Annotated in this window: 22 protein-coding genes; 14 read left to right on the forward strand and 8 right to left on the reverse strand. The window is 72.3% G+C overall.

Going from position 1 to position 23,569, the window contains the following annotated elements:
• Window positions 1–38 precede the first annotated feature (38 nt).
• The 4 genes from IEZ27_RS05395 to IEZ27_RS05410 form a co-directional block, all read right to left on the reverse strand.
• Window positions 39–2,153: a serine/threonine-protein kinase gene (locus tag IEZ27_RS05395; RefSeq protein WP_189646189.1), complete on the reverse strand. Its 2,115-nt coding sequence runs from the start codon at window positions 2,151–2,153 to the stop codon at window positions 39–41.
• 179 nt (window positions 2,154–2,332) lie between these two features.
• Complete coding sequence (locus IEZ27_RS05400) at window positions 2,333–3,703, reverse strand: YlbE family protein (RefSeq protein WP_189646190.1); 1,371 nt, start codon at window positions 3,701–3,703, stop codon at window positions 2,333–2,335.
• Between the two features lie 112 nt (window positions 3,704–3,815).
• Window positions 3,816–5,072 (reverse strand): FdrA family protein, encoded by a 1,257-nt coding sequence (locus IEZ27_RS05405; protein ID WP_229823330.1) that lies wholly within the window; start codon window positions 5,070–5,072, stop codon window positions 3,816–3,818.
• A gap of 80 nt (window positions 5,073–5,152) precedes the next feature.
• A complete protein-coding gene (locus IEZ27_RS05410; protein ID WP_229823332.1) occupies window positions 5,153–6,001 on the reverse strand; it encodes a DUF2877 domain-containing protein in 849 nt (282 codons plus the stop codon).
• A gap of 130 nt (window positions 6,002–6,131) precedes the next feature.
• On the opposite strand from IEZ27_RS05410, the gene IEZ27_RS05415 reads away from it, so the two are divergent.
• The 9 genes from IEZ27_RS05415 to IEZ27_RS05455 all read left to right on the forward strand — a co-directional run bounded on the left by IEZ27_RS05415 (window position 6,132) and on the right by IEZ27_RS05455 (window position 16,164).
• Window positions 6,132–7,742: a PucR family transcriptional regulator gene (locus IEZ27_RS05415; RefSeq protein ID WP_189646193.1), complete on the forward strand. Its 1,611-nt coding sequence runs from the start codon at window positions 6,132–6,134 to the stop codon at window positions 7,740–7,742.
• 11 nt (window positions 7,743–7,753) lie between these two features.
• Window positions 7,754–7,963, forward strand: coding sequence for an RNA-binding S4 domain-containing protein (locus IEZ27_RS05420; protein WP_125634913.1), 210 nt, complete (start codon window positions 7,754–7,756; stop codon window positions 7,961–7,963).
• Window positions 7,964–8,065: 102 nt separating this feature from the next.
• Entirely contained in the window at window positions 8,066–9,394 is a 1,329-nt protein-coding gene (locus tag IEZ27_RS05425; RefSeq protein ID WP_189646194.1) for a uracil-xanthine permease family protein, read from the forward strand.
• 150 nt (window positions 9,395–9,544) lie between these two features.
• Window positions 9,545–10,957, forward strand: coding sequence for a uracil-xanthine permease family protein (locus IEZ27_RS05430; protein WP_189646195.1), 1,413 nt, complete (start codon window positions 9,545–9,547; stop codon window positions 10,955–10,957).
• Window positions 10,954–11,829 (forward strand): FAD binding domain-containing protein, encoded by an 876-nt coding sequence (locus tag IEZ27_RS05435; protein WP_189646196.1) that lies wholly within the window; start codon window positions 10,954–10,956, stop codon window positions 11,827–11,829. Before IEZ27_RS05430 ends, IEZ27_RS05435 begins: the two co-directional genes overlap by 4 nt.
• Window positions 11,819–12,295, forward strand: a complete 477-nt coding sequence (locus tag IEZ27_RS05440) for a (2Fe-2S)-binding protein (RefSeq protein WP_189646197.1) — start codon at window positions 11,819–11,821, stop codon at window positions 12,293–12,295. The genes IEZ27_RS05435 and IEZ27_RS05440 overlap by 11 nt, the downstream gene beginning before the upstream one ends.
• A gap of 37 nt (window positions 12,296–12,332) precedes the next feature.
• Window positions 12,333–14,717, forward strand: a complete 2,385-nt coding sequence (gene cutA / locus IEZ27_RS05445; protein WP_189646198.1) for an aerobic carbon-monoxide dehydrogenase large subunit — start codon at window positions 12,333–12,335, stop codon at window positions 14,715–14,717.
• Window positions 14,693–15,709, forward strand: coding sequence for a leucine-rich repeat domain-containing protein (locus IEZ27_RS05450; protein WP_189646199.1), 1,017 nt, complete (start codon window positions 14,693–14,695; stop codon window positions 15,707–15,709). Before cutA ends, IEZ27_RS05450 begins: the two co-directional genes overlap by 25 nt.
• Before the next feature lie 32 nt (window positions 15,710–15,741).
• Window positions 15,742–16,164 (forward strand): hypothetical protein, encoded by a 423-nt coding sequence (locus tag IEZ27_RS05455; protein ID WP_125634927.1) that lies wholly within the window; start codon window positions 15,742–15,744, stop codon window positions 16,162–16,164.
• Between the two features lie 23 nt (window positions 16,165–16,187).
• Here the strand turns inward: IEZ27_RS05455 and cydB are convergent, their stop codons facing one another.
• From cydB to IEZ27_RS05470, 3 genes are all read right to left on the reverse strand, one after another.
• Window positions 16,188–17,069, reverse strand: coding sequence for a cytochrome d ubiquinol oxidase subunit II (gene cydB / locus IEZ27_RS05460; RefSeq protein ID WP_189646200.1), 882 nt, complete (start codon window positions 17,067–17,069; stop codon window positions 16,188–16,190).
• 13 nt (window positions 17,070–17,082) lie between these two features.
• A complete protein-coding gene (locus IEZ27_RS05465) occupies window positions 17,083–18,426 on the reverse strand; it encodes a cytochrome ubiquinol oxidase subunit I (RefSeq protein WP_189646201.1) in 1,344 nt (447 codons plus the stop codon).
• Between the two features lie 170 nt (window positions 18,427–18,596).
• Complete coding sequence (locus tag IEZ27_RS05470) at window positions 18,597–19,517, reverse strand: polysaccharide deacetylase family protein (protein WP_229823334.1); 921 nt, start codon at window positions 19,515–19,517, stop codon at window positions 18,597–18,599.
• 96 nt (window positions 19,518–19,613) lie between these two features.
• Between IEZ27_RS05470 and IEZ27_RS05475 the strand changes: the two genes are divergently transcribed.
• The 4 genes from IEZ27_RS05475 to IEZ27_RS05490 all read left to right on the forward strand — a co-directional run bounded on the left by IEZ27_RS05475 (window position 19,614) and on the right by IEZ27_RS05490 (window position 22,458).
• Complete coding sequence (locus IEZ27_RS05475; RefSeq protein ID WP_189646202.1) at window positions 19,614–20,300, forward strand: SRPBCC family protein; 687 nt, start codon at window positions 19,614–19,616, stop codon at window positions 20,298–20,300.
• 53 nt (window positions 20,301–20,353) lie between these two features.
• Window positions 20,354–21,250: a hypothetical protein gene (locus IEZ27_RS05480; RefSeq protein ID WP_125634935.1), complete on the forward strand. Its 897-nt coding sequence runs from the start codon at window positions 20,354–20,356 to the stop codon at window positions 21,248–21,250.
• Window positions 21,251–21,352: 102 nt separating this feature from the next.
• A complete protein-coding gene (locus IEZ27_RS05485; protein ID WP_189646203.1) occupies window positions 21,353–22,024 on the forward strand; it encodes a DsbA family oxidoreductase in 672 nt (223 codons plus the stop codon).
• Between the two features lie 29 nt (window positions 22,025–22,053).
• Entirely contained in the window at window positions 22,054–22,458 is a 405-nt protein-coding gene (locus tag IEZ27_RS05490; protein ID WP_189646204.1) for a MarR family winged helix-turn-helix transcriptional regulator, read from the forward strand.
• 19 nt (window positions 22,459–22,477) lie between these two features.
• On the opposite strand, the gene IEZ27_RS05495 is transcribed toward IEZ27_RS05490, so the two are convergent.
• Complete coding sequence (locus IEZ27_RS05495) at window positions 22,478–23,119, reverse strand: thymidine kinase (RefSeq protein WP_189646205.1); 642 nt, start codon at window positions 23,117–23,119, stop codon at window positions 22,478–22,480.
• Between the two features lie 75 nt (window positions 23,120–23,194).
• Between IEZ27_RS05495 and IEZ27_RS05500 the strand changes: the two genes are divergently transcribed.
• A complete protein-coding gene (locus IEZ27_RS05500; protein WP_125634943.1) occupies window positions 23,195–23,566 on the forward strand; it encodes a hypothetical protein in 372 nt (123 codons plus the stop codon).
• Window positions 23,567–23,569: the final 3 nt, after the last annotated feature.

Genomic DNA, 23,569 nt, shown 5'->3' on the forward strand with positions numbered 1-23,569 from the left:
GCTAGCACGTTTTGGACTGATTGTTACAGTACGGCGGTTCAGGTGGTCTGGCGGAACGTGTCCAGGAACGTCTTGCGGGTCCCGGCCTGGTCGTCCCACTTCAGCTCGGGCATGTCGAACGAGATCGTGAAGGCGGTCCTGTCGTCGATCGTGACGTACCTGGTCAAGGCGTGCATCGGGACGCCATTCGCGGTGGTGTAGGTGTACTCCCAGTCGGCCGCCTTCCAGCCGCGGTAGTCCGTGGCCTGGAGCTGCACCTGGATGTAGCCCTCCACACCGCCGTCGGCCTCGCGCCTGCTCAGCTCGGCGAGCCCGTCGGCCTGCGGACTGGCCTGCTCGACCGTGATGCGCGTCCCGGAGTCCTTGGGGCCGGTGAACGTGGCCGCGTCTCCCGAGGTCGCCAGCTTCCAGCCGTCCGGCGCCGCGGCGGCGAAACCGGGCGGGGTGTGCTCCTTGTACCCCTCGGGCACGGGCGACGGCCCGGCCTTCTTCACCTCGGCGCTCGTGGCGGCGGGCGGCGTCGTACCGGGTCCGGCCTGGGGTGAGCCGCCGGACAGGACGACCACGATCGCGCCGATCACCAGGGCCACGCCCGCGACCGCGCCGGCCAGCAGCAACGGCGTGGGCCTGCCGTTGCGCGTCCACGGGCCGCCACCCGGCTCGGCCCTGCGGCGGCTCGTGCCGGTCCGCGCGGGTCCCGTACGCGGGGAGCCGGTACGGGCGGAGCCCATACGCGTGGAGCCGGTACGCGTGGAGCCGGTACGCGAGCCCGCGCGCGGCGCGGAGCCGGGCAGGGTGGCCAGGCGGCTGTGGCTGAAGTCGTCCGACAGGTCGCGCGACTGCTCGCGCAGGTCGTCGGCCGAGGCCAGCGGCCAGGGAGCCGAGCCGGTCGCGGCCCTGCTGTCGCTGGTCAGCGGCAGGATCGGCTGCGGCGCGGGCGGGGAGGGCGCGTTGAGGTCGTCGAGGTCCTCGGCGGGCCGCTCCATGCGGTGCGGGCCGGAGGGCCCGCCGAACGCGTCGAAGCCGCCGGCCGGGGACGGGAGCTGGTCGGTCCGGTGGCTGCCGGACGGGCTCGACAGGCCGTCGTACGGCGGCATCGCGTACCCGCCCGCCGGGCCGGCCAGCGGGTCGTACGGCACGCGCACCGGCCCCGAAGGGGTCTCCACGATGCGCGAGGGCATCGGCCCGGACGGGGATTCGAGCGGCGGCAGCAGACCGGCCGGCGTCGGGTCCGTCTGGGCCGGCAGCGTCTCGGGCGGGCGCGGCCGGGTCGAGCCGTGGGCGCGCAGCACCGCTTCCAGCATCTCGGCGACCTGCTCGGAGGCGAGCCGCTCGGCCGGGTTCTTGCGCAGCAGGCCCTCGATCACCGGCAGCAGTGCCCCGGCCCGCTGCGGCCTGATCGGCTCCTGGGTGAGGACCGCGCCCAGCACCGCGATGGCGTCCGGCCCCTCGTACGGCGGCCGCCCCTCCACGGCCGCGTACAGCGTCGCGCCGAACGACCACAGATCGGCCGCCTGCCCGATCGACTGCCCGGACAGCCGCTCCGGCGGCACGTACGCGGGGGAGCCCATGAGCAGCCCGGTCTGCGTGATCGTCACGTCGCCCTCGATGGCGGCGATGCCGAAGTCGGTCAGCACCACCCGGTCCGAGGTCAGCAGCACGTTGCCCGGCTTGATGTCGCGGTGCAGGATCCCGGCCGCGTGCGCGTGCCGCAGCGCGTCGAGCACGCGGATGCCGATCTCGGCGGCCTGGATCACCGGCAGCGGGCCGCTCTGCCGTACGGCCTGCTCCAGCGACCAGGCGCGGACCAGCTCCATCACGATCCACGGGCGGCCGTCCTCCTCGACCACGTCGTGGACGGTCACGATGCCCGGATGCGTCAGCCGTGCGGCCGACCTGGCCTCGCGCAGCATGCGGCGATGCGCCATCTGCGTGCCGGCCTGGTCCAGCCCGTACGGCAGGATCAGCTCCTTGACCGCCACGTCCCGGTCGAGCAGCACGTCGTGGGCGTGCCACACCATGCCCATGCCGCCCCTGCCGACCGGCGACATCAACCGGTAACGCCTGCCGATCAGACGTCCCTGGCTCAGCGGGGCACCCCCCGATGCGCCCTTGTCCGGGCCGGGCCCGCTGAGCAAGCGGTCGGCTGCCATCTTCCCGCCCCCATTCAGCCTCATCTGTCACATTAGAGCGCCTTAGGCGTCCCCGTGCGCTTTGCGCTACTTGCAGATTATGAGGTTGGCCACGATATCGGCGGTTAATCGGTAATGGAAGCAGATGATCCTTTACAGGCACGCTGACGTGCTGAAACACGGCTTTTCAAATGGATCACTTACTCGGCGGCGAGAGCGATCAAGGCGCTGGTGAACGCCTGCGCGGGCGGCTCCACCAGGCCCGCGCCGACCTGCCCGGTGCCCGCCACACGCCCGGCGATTCCGGTGTTGACGACCGGCAGAATCCCGGTCCTCGCGACGAGCGTCACGTCGATGCCGACCGGCGTGCCGCGGAATCCGAGCCCGGGAATCTGGTAGGCGGGATGCTCGGCGAGCGTGATCTCGTACATCGACCGGGTGGCCCGTACCGCGTCGGCCACCTCGCCGCCCACGAAACGCACGATCGCGGGTGCGGCGGCCATCGCGAAGCCGCCCAGCCCAGAGGTCTCGGTGATCGTGGAGTCGCCGATGTCGGGGTTGGCGTCCTGGGGGCCGTACGCGCCGAGGTAGAGGCCGTCCGGCACCCCGGCCGGGCCGGTGAACCAGCGTCCGCCGAGCCCGGAGACCTGCACGCCGAAGTCGGTGCCGTTCCTGGCCATGGCCACGACCAGCGACGAGCCCGGGATGTCGCGGGCCGCGTCCGTGCTCACCTTGCCCGCCGCCATGCCCGCGTTGAGGAAGAAGTGGTCGTTGCCGTTGATGAAGCGCAACACCTGCGCCGCCTGCGCGGGCGCGGCCTCGACCACGGCCGGGGCCAGCTCGCGCAGCAGCAGCGAGGTGGCCGCGCGGTTGCGGTTGTGCAGCTCGTCGCCCATCTGCAGGGCCTGCGCGATCAGCGAGCGCAGGTCGACCGGTCCGGTACGGGCCAGCGTCGCCGCGAGCACCGGGCCGAGCACCTCGTCCATCCAGCGCAGCCGGTCGAGCACCTCGGGCCCGTACGCGCCGTACCTGAGCACCTTGCCCAGGCCCTCGTTGAGCGAGCAGTAGGCGGTGCCGCCGTGCTCCTCGTCGCGTACCTCCAACAGCCACATGGACGGGCTCACCACGCCCGCCATCGGCCCCACCGCGCCGTGCTCGTGGCAGGGCCGCAGGGCGACCGCGCCCGCCGCCAGCGCGGCCGCGGCCTCCTCCTCGTCGACCGCCCGGCCCTCCAGCAACATCGCGCCGATCAGCGCGCCGCGCATCGGGCCCGAGGCCCGCTCCCACTCGATCGGCGGCCCCGCGTGCAGGAACGTGTTCGCGGGCAGCACCTCCGCGGCCCGCCGCAGGCCCACCAGGTACGGCCGCGCGCCGGTGAGCCTGCGCACGGCCAGCTCGTTCGCGGCCGGCCTGCGCGGGTCGGACAACACCTCGGCCAGCGCGCCGGCGGTGCCGGGCAGCGGCGGCCGCCAGTCCACCGGCGTCGTGGGCACGGCCTGGGCTGCCAGCGCCTCGTCGAGCAGCCCCGCGCCCACGGTGATCACCCGCGGCACCCCGGACAACAGGCTCACGACACCCTCCCGGCACAACAAGGAACAACGGCCCGAAAGACGACGGGCCCACGGGCGACGGGCCCACGGGCGGCGGCCCCACGAACAACGGCCCCACGGACGGTGGCCCGGGTCACAGCAGGCTCCTGGCGTGGCGGGCGGCCTCGGCGTTGGAGACGTGCACGGCCGCCCCGGCCTCGCGCAGCGCGGCGGCCTGGCGATGCAGGTCCTGGGGGTCGCCGGCGGCGCCGACCAGGGCGATCACGACGGTGGCCGGCGTACGGGCCACGGCCGGGGCCAGCCAGGCCGCGGGATCGGGGTCGGCGGCGTGGCCGAGGACGACGTCCATGAGCACCACCTCGTCCGGCCCGACGCGCGACATCGCCTCCAGGCGCAACGTCGGGTCGATCATCGGATGGGCCCGGCCCCGCGTGTAGGCGTCGTCCCCGAAGTCGGTGAACTCGCCGGGCCCGGCGAGTGCGGCGGCCTCGGCGCAGAGCGTGCCGCCCGCGTACAGGCCCCTGACGCTCCGCGGCGTGCCGCGCCGCGCGCCCGGCCACGACGGCCACTCCGGCACGCCGCGGCCCAGCGCCCGCAGCGCCCGCCCGGCCGCCTCGGTGAGGTCGGTCTCCGGCAGGAACGCCTCCACCACCGGCGTGCGCAGCCCCGCGGCCACCTCCCGTACGGCCCGCGCCACCTCCGGGTCCGGCGGCTTGGAGATCAGCACGACGAGCTCGGTGGCCGGGTCGTCGTCGAGCAGGCGCAGGGCGCGCATCGTGGCCAGCCCGCCCACCTCGGCCGACAGGTCCCTGCCGCCCACGCCGAGGATGTGGCTGACGCCCGCCTCCGCCCAGTCGAGCAGGCAGGACACCTGCTGCGCGCCGGTGCCCGAGGCCGCGACCAGGCCGACGGGACCGGGCCGCAGCACGTTGGCGAAGCCGAGCCCGGCGCCCGCGATCGAGGCCGTCCCGCAGTCGGGCCCCATGACCAGGACGCCGCGCTCCTCGGCCAGCTCCTTGAGCCACCGCTCCTGGGCCGGGGGCACGCCGTCACTGAAGATCATCACCGGCAGCCCGGCCTCGACGGCGTCGTACGCCTCGCAGAAGGCGTGCTCGCCGGGCACGGACACCAGGACCAGGTCGGCCGGCGTCCTGGCGGCCGACCAGGTGGTCAGCGGCGGCTGCCCGGCGGCCGTGGACGTGGCGGCGGTGGCGGCGCGTTCGGTCAGGCGGGCGTCCAGCTCCTCGACGGCCCGGTGGGGGTCGGCGCCCCGGAGGGCGATGAGGAGGTCGCCGGGCCCGGCGGGCGGCGGCGTGAACCCGAGGTCGCGGACGATGGCGAGGTTGAGCTCGGTGGCCATGGCCACCATCGCCACCTCCACACCCGGCATTTCGCTCAGCGCCCGACTTATCCGCATCAGCGTGACTGAGTCGTGGTACGTACCTTTTCGGAGCTGGATCAGGTCGTCGCTCACCGGAGCCCGCCCAACGCCCGGACCGAGGCCAGCCCGATCGAGATGCCCTGGGTGAGGTCGGCCCCCGAGGTGTGGCCGAGGCGGTGCAGCCGCCGCAGCGCCGGTTGGAGCGCCTGCCGGCCCGCGATCCCGCGCAGCACGCCGGTCACCTCCGGGCTGGACTCGCCCCTCGCCGCGCAGTGCAGCAACGTCGCCGAGATCGGCGTCGTACGGGTGCGCGCGTCGTAGGTGACCGTGGCCCCCAGCCAGCCGGCCAGCCAGACCGCCCGGTCCACGCCGGTCGCCGTACCGAGGTGCCTGAGCGTCACCAGCAGCCCGGCCAGCACGTCGTCGCCGCTCGGCGTGAGCCCGGGGCCGAGCCCGACGAGCCGTTCGGCCGCCGTCACCGCGCCCAGCAGCCGGCCCTCCGCGCAGCTTCGCGCCAGCAGCTCGACGGCCTCGTTCCCGGCCAGCCCGGGACGCCCTGGACCGTCGAGCACGACGTCCGCCAGGCTCAGCGGATCGACCGGGCCGAGCGCGGGGGCCGGGTCCCACCAGCGGCGTACGCCGAGGCTCAGCGAGCCCAGCTCGATCCCGCGGTCGCCCACGGTGGCGTCGTCACCGACGGTCACCCGCGGCAGCGGCGTGGCGAGCAGCACCGAATTGGGCAGCCGGGCCGCCTCCCCGGTGATGAGCGCGATCACCGAAGGCTCGCAGTCGGTCCTGACCTCCAGATATATCCCCGCGGAGAACGCCGCGAGCACCCGGGCCGGGCTGCGCGGGGCCTCCAGCACGGGACGCACGGCCGTGCTCGCCGCGCCCGTCACGCGGACCCGGGCACGCCGCGCATGAGTACTGACGGTCACCGAACCTCCCATCGGACCTTGGTCCTGACCGTAGAACGGCGGGAGAACCCTCCGTACGGAGAAATTTGCCAACAGTCAGCGGGAAGGTTGGCTCTTCCTGACAGACCACCTGTGGAGTCACAATCACCACATGGAGCCCCCCGTTCGTCTGGCCAGCACCGGAACGATCATCCACGGCGTCTCCGTCGGAGAGGTGCTCGGCGTCTCGACACTGGCCGACGCCAGGCTGATCGCGGGGGAGAGCGGGCTCGGACGCATCGTGCAACGGCTCAACGTCATGGAGGTGCCCGACATCCTGGCCTGGGTCAAGCCGCACGAGCTGCTGCTGACCACCGGTTACCCGCTGCGCAACACCCCGCAGTCGCTCGGCCGCCTGGTCGCCGACCTCGACGAGCGCGGCCTGGCCGCCCTGGCGATCAAACTCGGCCGGTACGTGGACGAGTTGCCCGCCGACATGACCGAACAGGCCGACCGGCTCGGCTTCCCGCTCATCCTGCTGCCCAACGACGTCGGCTTCGACGACATCCTCAACCAGGTCCTCACCGACATACTCAACCGCCAGGCCGCCGTCCTCGCCCGCGCCGAGGAGGCGCACCGGGCGCTGGTGCACGTCGTGCTGGCCGGCGGCGGCCTGAACGAGGTGGCCGCCGAGGTGGCCCAGCTCCTCGACGTGGCCGTGGCCGCCGTGGACGGCTCCGGCCGCGTCCTGGCCACCGCCGGGCCCGCCGAGCACGTCGTCGTGCTGCGCGAGTCGATCTCCCGCGAGGGCCCGGCGCCCGCGCGGGCCGCCGACGCGCCGGGGCGCGGCAGGTCGTTCGCCTCGGCGCCCGTGCTGGCCGGCGGGCACCACCACGGCCGGATCGTCGCCTACAGCGCCGCCGGCGCGATCAGGGACAGCGACATCGGCATCCTCGAACGCGCCGCCACCGTCGCCGCGCTGGTCGTGACCCGGCAGGAGGCGGTCAACGCCGTCGAGAGCAAGTACCGGGCCGACTTCCTGCGCGACGTGCTCACCGGCCGGGCCGGCACGGCCGAGCGGGTCGACGCCAGGGCCAGGGCGTTCGGCTGGGACCTGGCGCGGCCGGTGACCGTGCTGGTCGCCGAGCTCGACCCCGACGGCGACGAGCGCAGCGCCCAGGACCGGCTGGTGTCCTGCTGGACGGCGGCCGTCCGGCGGCACGACCCGCGCGGCGCGGTGGCCGGGTTCTCGCACGAGGTCGTCGCCGTGGTGGACGCCTCGCTCGACGCCGCCAGGGTGGCCAAGGACGCGGCCTCGGCGTTCGCCGACGTGCCGCCCGCGACGTTCTCGACCGGGACCTCGCGGCCGAGCCCGGGGGCCGGGACGCTGCCCGAGGCGTACTCGCAGGCGATGAAGGCGGCCCGGGTGGGCCGGCAGCTCCACGGGCCCGGCGCGGTCGCGCACTTCGACCAGCTCGGCGTCTACCGGCTGCTGTCGCTGGTCAACGACACCGGCGAGCTGCACGCGTTCGTCCGCGAGACGCTGGGCCCGCTGGCCTGGGACGAGGACGCCGAGAACGCCGACCTGCGGCGCACCCTCCAGGTGCTCCTGGAGACCAACCTCAACGTCGCCGAGACCGCCCGCAGGCTGCACTTCCACTACAACACCCTCCGCTACCGGATCGGGAAGCTGGAGCGCCTGCTCGGCAACTTCACCGACGACCCCCACCTGCGGCTCAACCTGACCCTGGCCCTGCACGTGCTGCGCATGCGCGGCATCTAGGCTTGGGGCTCGTGGATCTGGATTTCGAACTGCGCTCCGAGTACATCCCGCTGTGCGACCTGCTGAAGTACTGCGGGGTCACGGAGACCGGCGGCATGGCCAAACACCTCATCGCCGAGGGCCTGGTCGAGGTGGACGGCGAGGTCGAGCTGAGGAAGACGGCGAAGATCCGCACCGGCCAGGTGGTCAGCGGCGACGGGTTCACGATCCACGTGGAATAACGGGCCGCCGTATCGGGAAGGCCGTGACACCCCTTATTGTGCTCTCCGACATATTCGGAAGACGTCGCCGCTGGTCAGGCGGAAGATTGAGGTGGGTTCGCGGTGTTCGGGTGGAAGCTGCACGGCGACGGGAAACATCTGGCGCCGGGAGAGGTCGTCAAGCCTGACGAGCGGCTCTCCTGGCCCAGGACGATCGGCATCGGCGCGCAGCACGTGATCGCCATGTTCGGCGCGACGTTCGTGTTCCCGCTGGTCATGGGCCTCGACGCCAACCTGGCCGTGATGATGTCCGGCGTCGCGACGATCCTGTTCCTGCTCATCGTCAAGGGCCGGATCCCCAGCTACGTGGGGTCCAGCGCGTCCTTCGTGGGCGCCGTGGTGGCGATCAGGGCGGCCGGGGGCGGCGACGCGACCGTCACCGGCGCGCTGCTCGTCGTCGGCGTCGTGCTGGGCCTGTGCGGCCTGGCCATCCATCTGCTGGGCGTGCAGATCATCCACCGGGTCTTCCCGCCGATCGTCACCGGCGGCGTGGTGATGCTGATCGGGTTCGGCATGGCGTACGTGGCGGCCGACGTCTACTGGCCCAAGGACCCGTGGGTGGCGCTGCTGACGATGGCGGCCACGTTCGTGTTCATCGGGGTCTTCAAGGGCTTCCTCGGCCGGATCGGCGTGCTGCTCGGCCTGGTCTTCGGGTTCGTGTTGTCGTGGGTCTGGGACCGGGTGGGCGGCCAGATCCTGTCCCCCGACGCCACCGGCAAGGTGACCGAGCACTTCCGCGTCAACCTCCAGGGCGTGGCCGACGCCGACTGGATCGGCCTGCCGTCGCTGCACGGGCCCGTGTTCGAGGTGTCGGCGATCGTGCTGGTGCTGCCCGTCGTGATCGCGCTCATCGCCGAGAACGTCGGCCACGTCAAGGCCGTGGGCGAGATGACCGGCGCGGACGTCGACGGCTCCATGGGCCGCGCCATCATCGCCGACGGCGTCGGCACCGTGGTCGCCACCTCGGTCGGCGGCCCGGCCACCACCACGTACGCGGAGAACATCGGCGTCATGGCGGCCACCCGCGTCTACTCCACGGCCGCCTACTACGTCGCGGCGGTCATCGCGATCCTGTTCGGCCTGTGCCCCAAGTTCGGCGCCCTCGTCGCCGCGACCCCCGACGGCGTGCTCGGCGGCGTCACGACCATCCTGTACGGCATGATCGGCCTGCTCGGCGCCAAGATCTGGGTCGAGAACAAGGTGAACCTGTCCGACCCGGTCAACCTGGTGCCGGTGGGCGCGGGCATCATCTGCGCGATCGGGCCGGTCGTGTTCCCGATCACCGACACCTTCGCCCTGAGCGGCATCGCGCTCGGCACGATCGTGTTGCTCCTCGGCTACCACCTCCTGCGCGTCACGCGCCGCGAACCGGTGCCCGAAACCGGCCGATAACCCCCCTCGAAAGGCCGGCGGCCCTCCCGTACGAGAGGTTCGCTCTGGTGGCCACGGGATATTTGGCAGATCATGCCCGTGTAGCCGCGTTCCAGCGGTCCTAATGTGCCCGCAAAGGCACGTGCCGCCGGCCCGGAAGAGAGGGCGCAGATGGTTTTCGGATGGACCAGACACGGTGACGGAAGGCATCTGGCGCCCGGCGAGGTGGTCAAGCCCGACGAGCGGCTGAGCTGGCCGCGCATGGTCGGCTTCGGCGCCCAGCACGTGATCGCGATGTTCGGCGCGACGTTCGTGTTCCCGCTGGTCATGGGGCTGGACCCGAACGTCGCCGTGATGATGTCCGGCGTCGCGACGATCATGTTCCTGCTGATCGTCAAGGGCAAGGTGCCCAGCTACCTGGGCACCAGCGCGTCGTTCGTCGGCGGCGTGTTCGCCATCAGGGCCGCCGCCGGGAGCGACCAGCCGATCGCCGACGCCCTCGTGACCGGCTCGATCCTGGTCGCCGGGCTCGTCCTGGCGCTGGCGGGCGTGGCCGTGCACGTGCTCGGGGTGCAGATCATCCACCGGATCTTCCCGCCCGTCGTCACCGGCGCGGTGGTGATGCTCATCGGGTTCGGGCTGGCGTACGTGGTCGCCGACGTCTACTGGGGGCAGGACCAGTGGGTCGCGCTGGTCACGATGCTGGTGACGTTCGTGGTGATCGTGGCGTTCAAGGGGTTCGCCGGGCGCATCGGGGTGCTGATCGGGCTGGTCACCGGGTTCGTCCTGTCCTGGGTGCTGGACCGGACGGTCGGCCAGGTCACCTCCGTCCTGCCCGGTCAGAACCTGCGCGACGCGGCCGGCGCGGCCTGCCCGGCCGAGGGCCCGTACTGCGTGGCCACCGCCTTCCCGCACGACCGGGTCAGCTTCGACGCCGTGGCCAAGGCCGACTGGTTCGGGCTGCCGGACTTCCACGCGCCCGACTTCAAGTTCTCCGCCGTGCTGCTCGTACTGCCCGCGGTGATCGCGCTCATCGCCGAGAACGTCGGCCACGTCAAGGCCGTGGGCGAGATGACCGGCACGGACGTCGACCCGTACATCGGCCGGGCGATCATCGCCGACGGCGCCGCCACCGTCGTCACCAGCGCCGTCGGCGGCTCGCCCACCACCACCTACGCCGAGAACATCGGCGTCATGGCCGCCACCAAGGTCTACTCCACGGCCGCGTACTACATCGCCGGTCTGATCGCGATCCTGTTCGGCCTGTGCCCGAAGTTCGGCGCGCTGGTCGCCGCCACGCCGGGCGGCGTGCTCGGCGGCGTCACCGTCATCCTGTACGGCATGATCGGACTACTCGGCGCCAAGATCTGGATCGAGAACCGGGTGGATTTCGCCGACCCGGTCAACATGGTCCCGATCGGCGCGGGCATCATCCTGGCGATCGGACCGGTGACTCACATGATCGGCGGAGACTTCTCCCTTGAGGGCATCGCGCTCGGCACCGTCGTGGTGGTGGGCGGATACCACCTGCTCCGCGCCATCGCCGGACGTTCGCCGCGGCCGGTCCCCGGCGAGGCCGGGTGAAGCCGCCGCCGTTCACCTACCACGCGCCGCGCGACCTCGGCGAGGCTCTGAGCACGCTCGCGGAGGTGCCCGGCAAGGTGCTGGCCGGCGGCCAGAGCCTGATCCCCCTGCTCAACATGCGGCTGGCCGCCCCCGAGCACGTCGTCGACATCAACCGCGTGACCACCCTGGACACGGTGGAGGCCGGCGGCGACGGGGTGCGCGTGGGCGCGCTGGCCCGGCACTCGCGGGTGGCGCGCTCCGGCGCGCACCCGCTGCTGACGAAGGCGCTGCGGCTGGTCGCCCACCCGGTGATCCGCAACCGCGGCACGGTCGTCGGCAGCCTGGTCCACGCCGACCCGGCCGCCGAGCTGCCCGCGGTGCTCGCGGTCCTCGGCGGCTCGGTACGCCTGGCCGGCCGCGCGCCCGGCGGCGGGACCGCCACGCGGGACGTCCCGGCGCGGGAGTTCTTCGTCGGCCCCATGGAGTCCGCCGTCCGGCCCGACGAGCTGGCCGTCTCGGCGTACTTCCCGGCGCTCGGCGGGCGGGCCGGTACGGCGTTCGAGGAGGTGTCCAGGCGGCACGGCGACTACGCCCTGGCCGGCGTCTGCGCCGTGGTCACGCTGGACGACGACCTGCGGATCGCCGCGGCCAGGGTCGCCTGCGTCGGCGTGGGCCCGGTCCCCGTCCTGCTGGACGTGACCCGCGAGTGCGGCCACCGGCCCGCCGCGAGCGCCGACTGGGCCGCCGCCGCGCAAACCGTACGGGAGGCGACCGACCCCGACGGGGACATCCACGCCACCGCCGCCTACCGGCGGCACCTGGTGGGCGTGCTGGCCGAACGGGCACTGCGGAACGCGGCACGGGAGGGGACGGCGAGCGGTGGAACATGAGATCACGCTGACCGTGAACGGCACCACCCGGCGGGTCAGCGTCCCCGGACGCCGCCTGCTGTCCGACTGCCTGCGCCACGACCTCGGCCTGACCGGCACGCACGTCGGCTGCGAGCACGGCGTCTGCGGCTGCTGCACGGTCCTGCTCGACGGCGAGCCGGTGCGGTCGTGCCTGACGTTCGCGGTCACCGTGGACGGGCGCGAGATCACCACCGTGGAGGGCCTGGCCGGCCCCGGCGGGCTCTCGCCCGTGCAGCGGGCCTTCGCCGAGTGCCACGGCCTGCAGTGCGGCTTCTGCACGCCGGGCTTCCTGTGCACGGTGACCGCCCTGCTGGCCGACAACCCGGCGCCCACCCACGAGGAGGTGCTGGAGGGCATCTCCGGCAACCTGTGCCGGTGCACCGGCTACCAGAACATCGTCAAGGCCGTCCACCGGGCCGCCGAGCTGCTGGCGGAGGAGTCGTGAGCCCGGTGCCGCCCGGCGACCCGCTCGTGGAGGAGTCATGACGACCAAGCTGTTCGGCGAGCCGGTGCAGCGGCGCGAGGACCCCAGGCTGCTCACCGGCCAGGGGCGTTACCTGGACGACCTCGGCCCCGACGCGCTCGCCGCCGCGTTCGTCAGGTCCCCGCACGCCCACGCCCGCGTCCGGGACGTCGACGTGTCCGCCGCGCTCGACGTGCCGGGCCTGGTCGCGATCTACACGTGGGAGGACCTGCCCGAGCGGGTCGGCCGGCCGCTGCCGTTGCTGATCCCGCATCCGGCGCTGACGCACGGGCGTACGGCGTACCCGCTGGCCAGGGAGGTCGTCCGGCACGTGGGCGAGCCCGTGGTCATGGTCGTGGCCGCCGACAGGTACGTCGCCGAGGACGCCTGCGCGCTCATCGAGGTCGCCTACGAGCCGCTCAAACCGGTCGTCGGCCTGGCCGAGGCGGCGCAGGGCGCCCAGCTCGTGCACGAGGACGTGCCGGGGAACGTGGGCGCGCATCTCGTCCAGGAGGTGCCGGGAGCCGATGGCAGAGGCGCCCGCGAGGCCGTCGCGAGCGCGCCGCACACGCTGGCCTTCCGGCTCGACATCGAGCGCAGCGCCAGCATGCCGCTGGAGGGACGCGGCGTCTACGCCCGCTGGGACGGCCGCGACCTGCGCGTCTACTCCAGCACCCAGACCTCCACCAGCGTGCGCATGGCCGTGGCCGCCACGCTCGGGCTGCCGCTGCCACAGGTCGAGGTGATCGCGCCGGACGTCGGCGGCGGCTTCGGCGTCAAGATCGTGCACCCGTGGCCGGAGGAGATCCTGGTGCCGTGGGCCGCGATGACGCTCGGCCGCGAGATCAAGTGGACCGAGGACCGCAGAGAACATTTCATCTCCTCCGCCCACGAACGCGCCCAGATCCACCACGTACGCGTCGGCTTCGACGACGACGGCCGCGTCCTGGGCCTGGACGTGACGATCAGGCACGACCACGGCGCCTACACGCCGTACGGGATCATCGTGCCCATCGTCACCTCCACGCAGCTTCTCGGGCCGTACAAGCCGGGGGCCTACCGGGTCGAGTTCACCGCGCTCTACACCAACACCGTGCAGGTCACGCCGTACCGAGGGGCCGGCCGGCCGCAGGGCGTGTTCTGCATGGAGCGGACCATGGACAAGATCGCCCACTACCTGGGCAAGGACCGTACCGAGGTGCGCGCGGCCAACTTCATCCGGCCCGAGGAGTTCCCGTACGACCAGGGGATGACGTTCCAGGACGGCCGCCCGCTCATCTACGACAGCGGGAACTACCCGGAGATGCTCCGCATGATCAAGGAGCTGATCGGCTGGGACTCCTTCGAACGCCGTCCCGGCCGGGGGATCGGCATCGGCTGCTACGTCGAGGGCACGGGAGTCGGCCCGTACGAGGGCGGGCACGTGCAGATCACCTCCGACGGCCGGGTGCACGTCTCGACCGGCCTCACCTCCCAGGGCCAGGGCCACGAGACCGCCTTCGCCCAGATCGCCGCCTCCGAGCTGGGCGTGCCCATCGAGCGGGTCAGCGTGGTCACCGGCGACACCCGCAGGTTCGGGTACGCGGTGGGCACCTTCGCCTCCCGCGCCGCCGTCGTCAGCGGCAACGCCATCGCGCTGGCCTGCCGGAAGGTCAGGGACAAGGCGCTGCGCATCGCGGCGGAGGCGCTGGAGGCCGACCCGGCCGACCTGGAGATCGCCGACGGCATGGTGCACGTCGTCGGCGCGCCGTCCGCCGCGATCCCGCTCTCGACGGTGGCGGTGCTGGCCAACCCGCTGCGGTACGCCTTCGACGAGGAGACCGCCAGGGCGACCCAGTTCTCCGGCACCGCCTCCCCGGACCGCCCGCCCGTGGCCGAGGGCGACGAGCCGGGCCTCGAAGGACGTGACTTCTACTCGCCCATCAGGTCCACGTTCGCCTCGGGCATGCACGCGGCCGTCGTCGAGACCGACCCGGACACCGCCGAGATCAAGGTCGTCAGGTACGCCGTCGTCCACGACTGCGGGCGGCTGATCAACCCGATGATCGTGGAGGGGCAGATCCACGGGGGAGTGGCCCAGGGCATCGGCGGCGCCCTGTACGAGCGCATGGAGTACGACGTCCACGGCCAGCTCGTCAACGCCTCGTTCATGGACTTCCTCATGCCGTACGCCACCGAGATCCCCCCGATCGAGACCGCCCACCTGGAGACGCCCTCGCCGCTCAACCCGCTCGGCATCAAGGGCGCGGGCGAGGCCGGCGTGATCCCGGTGTCGGCGGTCATCGCCTCGGCCATCGAGGACGCCGAGGGCATCGAGATCGACCGCATGCCCATCTCCCCGTCCGACCTGTACGAGCTGCGTGTGCGAGGATCGGCGCCATGCGTGCCCCCGGAGCCGGACTGACCCTTTTCCCCGACGTCCCCGACGACGTACGGCTGATCGACCTGGCGTGGAACGAGCTGACCCAGGTGCCCGCCCGGGTGGCCGGGCTGGCCCGGCTGGAGGAGCTGCGGCTCGACGGCAACCGGCTGCGCGAGCTGCCCGATTTGTCCGGCCTGACCGCGCTGCGCGCCCTGCACCTCGACGGCAACGAGCTGAGCGAGGTCCCGGCCTGCCCGCCCGGCCTGGAGAGCCTCTTCCTCTACGGCAACCGGATCGAGCACCTTCCCGGCCGCCTCGGCGAGCACCTGCGCCACCTCGCGCTCGGTGGCAACCGGCTGACCTCGGTCCCCCCGGCCCTGTGGAAGCTGACCGCGCTCGAATCCCTCAACCTCGCCGAGAACGCCCTCACCGACGTTCCCGCGGCCGTCGGCGGCCTGACCCGGCTGCGCATGCTCGACCTCGGCCACAACCGGCTCGCCTCGATACCGCCCGAGCTGGGCGACCTGCCGCTCACCGACTACCTCTACCTGAGCGACAACGGCTTCACCGACGTCCCGGCCGCGCTCGGCCGCCTCGACCGGCTGGCCTACCTCAACCTGACCGACAACCGGCTCACCACGCTCCCGGACGCGCTCGGCTCGATGAGGTCGCTGGTGGAGCTGCGGTTGTACAACAACCGGCTGGAGACGTTGCCCGAGACCTTCGGCGGGCTCGCCGCCCTGCGCGAGCTGCACGTCCAGGGCAACCGGCTGACCCGGCTGCCCGCCTCGCTCGCGGCGCTGGGCGAGTTGCGGGTGCTCGACCTGCGGAACAACCACCTGGGCGAGCTGCCGCCGCTGCCGCCCGGCCTCACCCATCTCGACCTGCGCAACAACCGGCTGCGCGAGCTGCCCGCCGACCTCCATGCCGAGCTGCCCGGCCTGCGCAAGCTCGACCTGCGCTGGAACAAGCTCTACGACGACCCGCCGGTGCTCGACCGGCTGCGCGCCCGGGGTTGTGTCGTCCTGCGCTGAACCGGCGCGGGCGGCCGTGCGTACCTCCGCACATGACGACACATCCACGTCTGGCCGCCCTCGTGCTGCTGGCCGGGCTGGCCGCCGCCTGCTCCTCCGGAGGCGGGGGAGGCTATGCCGCGGCCGGTCAGAAGGCCGCGCCCGCGGCGGCGCCCCAGACCGTCGAACAGCTCGCCGCCAAGGTCGGCTGCAAGCCGCGCATGCAGGTCGACGCCGCCGAGATCCGTACGGGCTACTGCAGGACCGCCGACGGCCAGTTCTTCGTGACGACGTTCGCCAGCCAGTCCGGAAAGGACGCCTGGATGGACGCCGCCCCCGAGTACAACCCCCACCTCGTCGGCAGCCTGTGGACCGTGCTGTCCAGCCGCAAGGTGCTGGAGCTGCTGAAGGAGCGGCTCGGCGGCGACCTCCACCTGAAGGACCACCGTACGAACCAGATGCGTACGGTCGGCTAAGGGCGCCCGCGCGCCCCGCCGCCCTACGACGCCGCGAGGATGACCCGCTTGCGGAACACCCAGTACGTCCAGCCCTGGTAGACCAGCACGAACGGCAGCGTGATCAGCCCGATCCAGCTCAGCATCGTCAGCGTGTACGGCCCCGAGGCCGCCTGTGCCAGCGTCAGCCCCGGCAGCGGCGAGAGGCGCAGCTCGATGAACACCGCCAGCGTGGCCAGCACGATGCCCGCGGCCGTCGCCCCGAACGCCCACCCCTCCCTGCGCCGCCAGATCAGCGCCGCCGCGGCGGCCAGCGCGGCCATGGCGGCCAGGGCCGGCGGCGAGCCCAGGTTCGACAGGGCCAGTACGGCGACCGGGATGGTCACCGCAGCCGCGGCCAGGGCGGCGGTCCTGGCCCGCCGGCGCACCGGGCCGGTGGTTTTGAGCGCGAGGAAGACCGCGCCGTGCAGCACGCAGAGCGTCAGCGTGAACGCCCCGCCGATCAGGGCCGCCGGGCCGCTGTCGAACAGCACGTCGGCGAAGATCGCGCCCCAAAGGAACGCCGGCAGGCCGCTGCCGACCAGGATGCCGAGGTCGCACCAGATCGGGTTGGCGACCTTGCCGCGCCATTCGAGCCCGACGCCGCGCACGATCAGTCCGACCAGGATGAGTGTGACGGGCAGGTAGAACGCGCTGAACAGGCCGGAGTACCAGGCGGGGAACGCGGCGAACATCGCGCCGACCGCGGTGATCAGCCACACCTCGTTGCCGTCCCACACCGGGCCGATGGTCTGCAGGCTCTGGCGCTGCTCGGCGGCGTTCCTGCTGAGGAGCGGCGCCAGCAGGCCGACGCCGAAGTCGAAGCCTTCGAGGACGAAGTAGCCGGTCCAGAGGAAGGCGATGATGACGAACCACAGGTTGATCATGGGTCTGGTCCCTCTAGTACATCAGCGACGGTTCGAGCGGCTGGGCCTCGGGCGTGGGCTGCCGTTCCTCGACGCCCTTGCGTACGTGCCTGGCCAGCAGGACGACCTCGGCGATGGCGAGGCCGCCGTACAGGAGCGTGAAGACGGTCAGCGAGATGGCGACCTCGGCCAGGGTCACGCCGGGCGAGACGCTGGAGGCGGTCAGCAGTTCGCCGGCGACCGTCCACGGCTGCCGGCCGATCTCGCTCAGCAGCCAGCCCGCGATCACCGCGGCGAACGGCAGCGGCAGCGCGAACAGCAGCGCCCGTGCCAGCCAGGACGGCACCTCGCGCCTGCGCCGGGTCAGCCAGAGTCCGAGCAGCGCCAGCCCCGCTGTGGCCATGCCGAACACGATCATCACGCGGAACGACCAGAACACGATCGTCTGGTCGGGCCGGTAGTCGCCGGGGCCGAACTGCTGCTCGAAGCGCTTCTGCAGGTCCTCGGTGCCCTGGATGGTGGCGTTGAAGTCATTGGTGGCGAGGAAGCTGAGGACGTTCGGGATCTCGATGCCGGGGGCGACGGAGAAGGGCGCCCCGGCGGTGTCGCGCTCCAGGCCCTCGGCCGAGGCCAGCTTCATGGGCTGCTGCTCGTACATCAGCTTGGCGGACATGTCGCCGGTGCCCGCGACGACCGCCCCCGCGATCGCCGTCATGATCAGCGCGCCGCGCGCGGCGCTGCGCCACATCGGCGCGCGCGTCTTCAGCAGCCAGTAGCCGCTGACGGCCAGCACGAACCCGCCCGCCACGATGAACGCCGCCGCGATGACGTGGGGCACCTGCGCGACCGCCGTGGAGTTGGTCAGCACGGCCCACAGGTCGGTCATCCTGGCCTTGCCGTCCACGACCTCGTAGCCGACCGGGTGCTTCATCCAGGCGTTCGCCGCGAGGATGAAGTAGGCCGACAGGTTGGACCCGATGGCGGCGGCCCAGATGCACGCCAGATGCACCTTCTTCGGCAGCCGGTCCCACCCGAAGATCCACAGGCCGAGGAACGTGGACTCCATGAAGAAGGCCAGCAACGCCTCCATGGCCAGCGGCGCGCCGAAGACGTCCCCGACGAACGTGGAGTACTCACTCCAGTTCATGCCGAACTGGAACTCCTGCACGATGCCGGTCACCACGCCCATGGCGAAATTGATCAGGAACAGCTTCCCGAAGAACTTCGTCAGCTTGAGGTACTGCTCCTTGCCCGTACGGTGCCAGGCCGTCTGCAGGCCCGCGACGAAGATGCCCAAACCGATGGTCAGGGGTACGAACAAGAAGTGGTACACGGTGGTGACCCCGAACTGCCACCGTGCCAGGTCAAGCGCGTCCATCTTTCCCCACCCGCTCATCGCTCTACAAGCTGTAGTACTTCTACCTGTAGTAGTACTACAGGCCGTAGAGCATTGCGATGCGACCTTGGTCACATCCCCCTGTACTGGCTGTATGTAGAGAATCCCGTACGGACGGGGCCCGGCGCGTCACCCGCCGGGCGGACTGCCGACTACCTCGCCCGGCGGACCCCGGTGGCGGCGTCCAGGTACGCCTGAAGATCGCCCAGCTCGAAGCCACGCCGCTTGATCTTGTTCACCAGGACGCGGAAGTCCGCCGCCAGGTTGGGACGGAAGTGCAGCAGCAGGATGTCGCCAGGGCGCAGCTGCTTGTCGGGCACCTGGTAGGCGATCTTGCCGCCCGGCTGGACGGTGGCGGTCCACAACAACACGGCCTTCATGCCGCAGCGTTTGGCGGCCCTCAGCGTGTCGCTGTTGTAGCTGCCGAACGGCGGCCGGAACAGGGCCGGCCGCGTGCCGATCTCCTTGGCGATGACCTGGGACGAGCCGCAGATCTCGCGGCGCTGGGCGTCGAAGGGCAGGCGGCGGAGGTCGGGATGGGTGAGGGTGTGGTTCTCGACGGGCACGTGCACGTCGCGGAGCTGCCGGAAATATCCCCACTTGCCGGCGCCCACGTAATGGCCGGGGCCGCCCGCCGGGTCCGGGTCGCCCTTGGCCTCGACCGCGTCGCGCATGGCGAAGGCCGTGATCGGGATGCGCCGGTCGCGTACCTGCTTGACGAAGCCGGGGTCCTGCTCCCAGCCGTCGTCGATGGTCAGGAAGACGACCTTGCGCTTGGTGGGGATCGAGCTGATCACCGGCGGCAGGCCGTTCTCGCCCTTGATCGCGCCCACCTCTCCCGCGCGTGGCAGCGCTCCGGGCGGGCCCTGCGGGGTGGGACGCGGCGTGCGTACGGCGCTCGCGGACGGCTCGCCCGACGGCCCCGGACCCGGGCCGGCGCCCGTGGTCCCGCCGGACCCGCAGCCGGCGACCGGGGCCAGCACCAGCAGCCCGGCGATCACCTTCGTGAGCACCCCGGGCCGCGGCCCGCCACGCCCGGCCCCGTCCTTGACCGTTCCACGCCCCCAGCACATGGAGCACCATCTTGCCAGCCCTGATCCACAACACGCGTCGCGCGACTGGCAGGTCTTGCCCTTAACCACCCGGTCACCCGTGCCTAGAGTGGCCGCATGAAGGTGGCGGGCAGCGCCGTGATCGGCGTTCAGCGAGATCGAGTGTGGGCCGCGCTCCAGGACCCGGCGGTGCTCGTACGCACCATCCCGGGCTGCGAGCGCCTTGAGGAGACCGGGCCGGACACCTACAGGATGACGGTCAACGCGGGGGTGGCGTCCATCAAGGGCGTCTACCAGGGGGAGGTGGCGCTGGGCGAGCCGCACGCGCCCGAGAGCTTCACGCTGCGGGCGCGTGGCCAGGGCGCGCCTGGGACGGTCGAGGCCACCGTCCAGGTACGGCTGAGCGAGATCGACGGCGGCACCCGCGTGGACTACGACGCCGACGCGGTGATCGGCGGCATGATCGGCGGCGTCGGGCAGCGCATGCTCGGCTCGGTGGCCAGGCGTACGGCGGGCGAGTTCTTCTCCGCCGTCGAGGACCACCTGTCCGTCCCCCCGTCCCCGGCCCCCGCGCCTTCCGCGCCTTCCGCGCCTTCCGCGCCTTCCGTGTCTTCTACGCCGGACGCGCCCGCGATCGCGCCCGTCGTGGCCGTCCCCGGCGTGTACGAACGGCCGCCGAAGCCGCACACCGAGGCCCGGCCGTGGGTGCTGCTTGCCTCCTTCGGCATGGGCGCGGGCGTCGCGCTCACCGGCGTCGCCGTGGGCTGGCTGCTCGGCCGGACCCGGCGCGGCCGACACGGCTGACGACCGGGACGAGGGCTCTCGCGGAAAAGGATCTCCCGGCGTAGCGTGGCGGTATGCGGCAGGCACACGCTGAAGACGCACGGACCGAAGCCAGGCGCATCGTACGCAACCTGCTGGGGGATGAGCGCCCGACCGCCGAGACCCTGATCGGCGACGTACGCCCGGTGCTGGGCGACGAGCGCACCGACCGCGCGCTCGGGCTCGCGCTCGGCGCCTCCCTCACCCGCCGATCGGCCGAACTGGCCGCCATCGCCGCGCTCCTGGTCGGCACCCGCGAACTGGGCGCCGACTGGTGGACGCGGCCCAGAGGCGGCAAGCTGCCGCCGCCCGACGAGGTGCTGCGCACGGCCGTCGCCATCGAGCCGTGGACCGACCTGACCGCCCTGGAGATGCTGGCCGCGTGGAGCGCCGATGACGCCGCCGATCAGCTCTGGGGCCGGCCCGCCGCCCAGGTCGACCTCAACTCCTGGCAGGCCGAGGACCGCTTCGACCTGCCGCCCGACGTCAAGCCGGGACAGCGGCTCGTGGTGCACTTCGACGCGGGCGGCCGGCTCGACGCGGTCGTCGCCCGCCGCCCCGACGAGGCGCTCGGCTCCAACCTCGACTTCCAGTCGCTGCGCTACTCCCGGCCCGCCGAGGCGCAGTGGAGCTGGGGGGTCGCCGCCGGCCTCGGACCGCACCGGCTCCCCGGCGAGCGGCCCGATCCGTACGCCCGCGAGATCCCGGCCGCCGCCGCCGGCATCCTGCGGGCCTGGGCCGTCCGCCACGGCGTGACCCGCGAGGAACTGGGCGAACGCTGGGCGACCGTCGGCGACGTGGTGGCCGCCATCGAACGGGCCGACTGGATGTGGCGCAGCGGCGAGTGGTTCGGCTGGTGGCGCGGCGCCTCCGCCCTGGTGGACGACTCGGCCTACCTCCCTTACCGCCTGGAGGAACTGGCCGCAGGCTGAACCGGCCCCCGTATCGCCTGGTGGAATCGCGGCGCGGGCTGATCCGGGCCCCCCGCTTCGCCCGGTGGAATCGTGGCGTGGGTGGCGTGGTTGTGGTCTGGCGTGAAGGTTGAGATTTTCTCTGATGTCGTGTGCCCATGGTGTTACATCGGGCATGTCCGCTTCGCCCGCGCCGCCGAGAGCTTCCGTGCCAAGGGCGGCACGATCGAGGTGACCATGCGCCCGTACCAGCTCGATCCCGGCGCGTCCGCCGAGGGCGAGCCGCTGATCCCGGCCCTTGAGCGCAAGTTCGGCCCCGGCGCGCGGCAGATGACCGAGCGCGTGAAGGCCGCCGCCGAGGGCGAGGGCCTGGAGATGGACTACGACAGGGCCGTCAGCGCCAACACGTTCGAGGCCCACCGGCTCATCGAGGTCGCCACCGGCCAGGGGCTGGGCAAGGAGATGGCCGAACGGCTGTTCCGCGCGTACTTCACCGAGGGCGCGAACGTGGCCGACGCCGGCGTGCTGAGCCGCCTGGCCGCCGAGGCGGGCGTCGAGGACACCGGCGAGGGCGCCGGGCAGGTACGCGAGCACCTCGGCCGGGCCGGCTCGCTCGGCATCAGCGGGGTGCCGTTCTTCCTGTTCGAAGGGCAGTTCGCGGTGTCGGGCGCACAGCCCGAGGACGTGTTCGCGGCGGCGATCGACGAGGTGGCCGCGCGTACCGGCCAGACGCCGATCACCCAGCTCGCCGCGCCCGCCGACGGGTGCGACGACGACGGCTACTGCGCGGTCTGACCGCGCCCGCCCGGTGCGAGAATCGAGGAGTGTCCAGCCGCCGCCTTGGTTACCTGCTCAAGCACGCCGCGCTACGCCTGGCCGGGTTCACCGGCCCGGCGCTGGAGCCGTACGGGATCGACGGGCGGGAGCTCGGGGTGTTGTCGGTGATCGACGCCCCCGAGCCGCTGTCGCAGCAGGAGGCGGCCCAGCGGCTCGGCATCGACCGGACGACGATGGTCGCCATGGTCGACGCGCTGGAGGGCAAGAACCTGGTGGCGCGCCGGCCGCATCCGGGCGACCGCCGCAAGAACGCGGTGGAGCTGACCGAGCGCGGCCGCGAGACCATGCGCCTCGCGGTGCCGGCCGTGGAGGACGCCGAGCGCGCCTTCCTCGCCTCCCTGTCCGAGGAAGAGCAACACCTGTTCAGGGACGTCCTGCACCGCCTGGTGTGACGGCCGCCCGCGCGGGGGCTCAGGCCGGGTCGCCGCCCTCGCCGAGCTGGCCGGAGCGGTGGTGGCGGCGGCAGAGCACCTGGTAGCGCACCGGGGAGGCGTCGGTGTCGCCGATCACGACCTGCTCGCCCGTACGCGCCAGCACCCCGCCCACCACACGCGCGTTGAGCTGCCCCGGCCGCCCGCACCAGCACAGCACCTCGACCTGCAACCGGCACACCTCGTCGGCCAGCTCGAACAGCCGCTGCGCGCCGGGGAACATGACCGACCGGAAGTCGGAGGCCAGGCCGAAGGCGTAGACGTCGATGCCGTGCTCGTCCACCAGGTCGGCCAGTTGCTCGATCTGCTCGACCGTGTAGAAGCACGCCTCGTCGCAGATCAGGTAGTCGATGCGCTCGTGCGAGGTGACCAGGCGGACGAGGTCGAGGGAGTCCTCCACCTCGATCGCCTCCAGGCCGAGCCCGATCCGGCTGGTGACCTTCGGCCCGCCGGAGCGGTCGTGCTTGGTCAGGACCAGCCCGCGCCTCCCCTGGCGGCCGTGGTTGTAGTTCATCTGGAGCGCCAGAGTGGACTTCCCGCAGTCCATGGGGCCGAAGTAGAACTTCAGTACGGCGTTCCGGGCCCCGGACGGCACGGCAGACAAGGCAGACAGTTCGGTCACAGGTGGCCAGCTTAGCGGCTTGGCTTGTCCCATGACCTCGTGGGACATTTCTCCCCTGGACTATCAGGAGGAACTGTGGTCACCGACAATCCACCGACGCTCGACGCGATGATGACGCAGGACGACGTGACGGCCGCCCAGGCCGACGCCGCCCGTTGGCGTTACGGTTTCCTGGTCGTCGTGACGGGCATCGTCGCTATCCTGATCGCCTTCGGCGCCGCCGTGTTCGCCACCCGGGAGTTCGCCGCGCTCTTCGCGGGCGTGGCCGGGGTGGTCGGCACGATCATCGGTGCCTATTTCGGCGTGCAGGCGGGCCAGTCGGGTAAGGCCAGAGTCGAGGCCGAACTGGCAAAATCCCAAGAGCTGGTGGTGCGCCTGGCGGCCTACGTCGGCACTCAGAACGCGCCCCGGGTCATCGACGAAGTGCTCGGCCGTCGCCGAAGCTGAGGA

It is taken from the genome of Nonomuraea spiralis, from assembly GCF_014648435.1.
Taxonomy (GTDB): domain Bacteria; phylum Actinomycetota; class Actinomycetes; order Streptosporangiales; family Streptosporangiaceae; genus Nonomuraea; species Nonomuraea spiralis.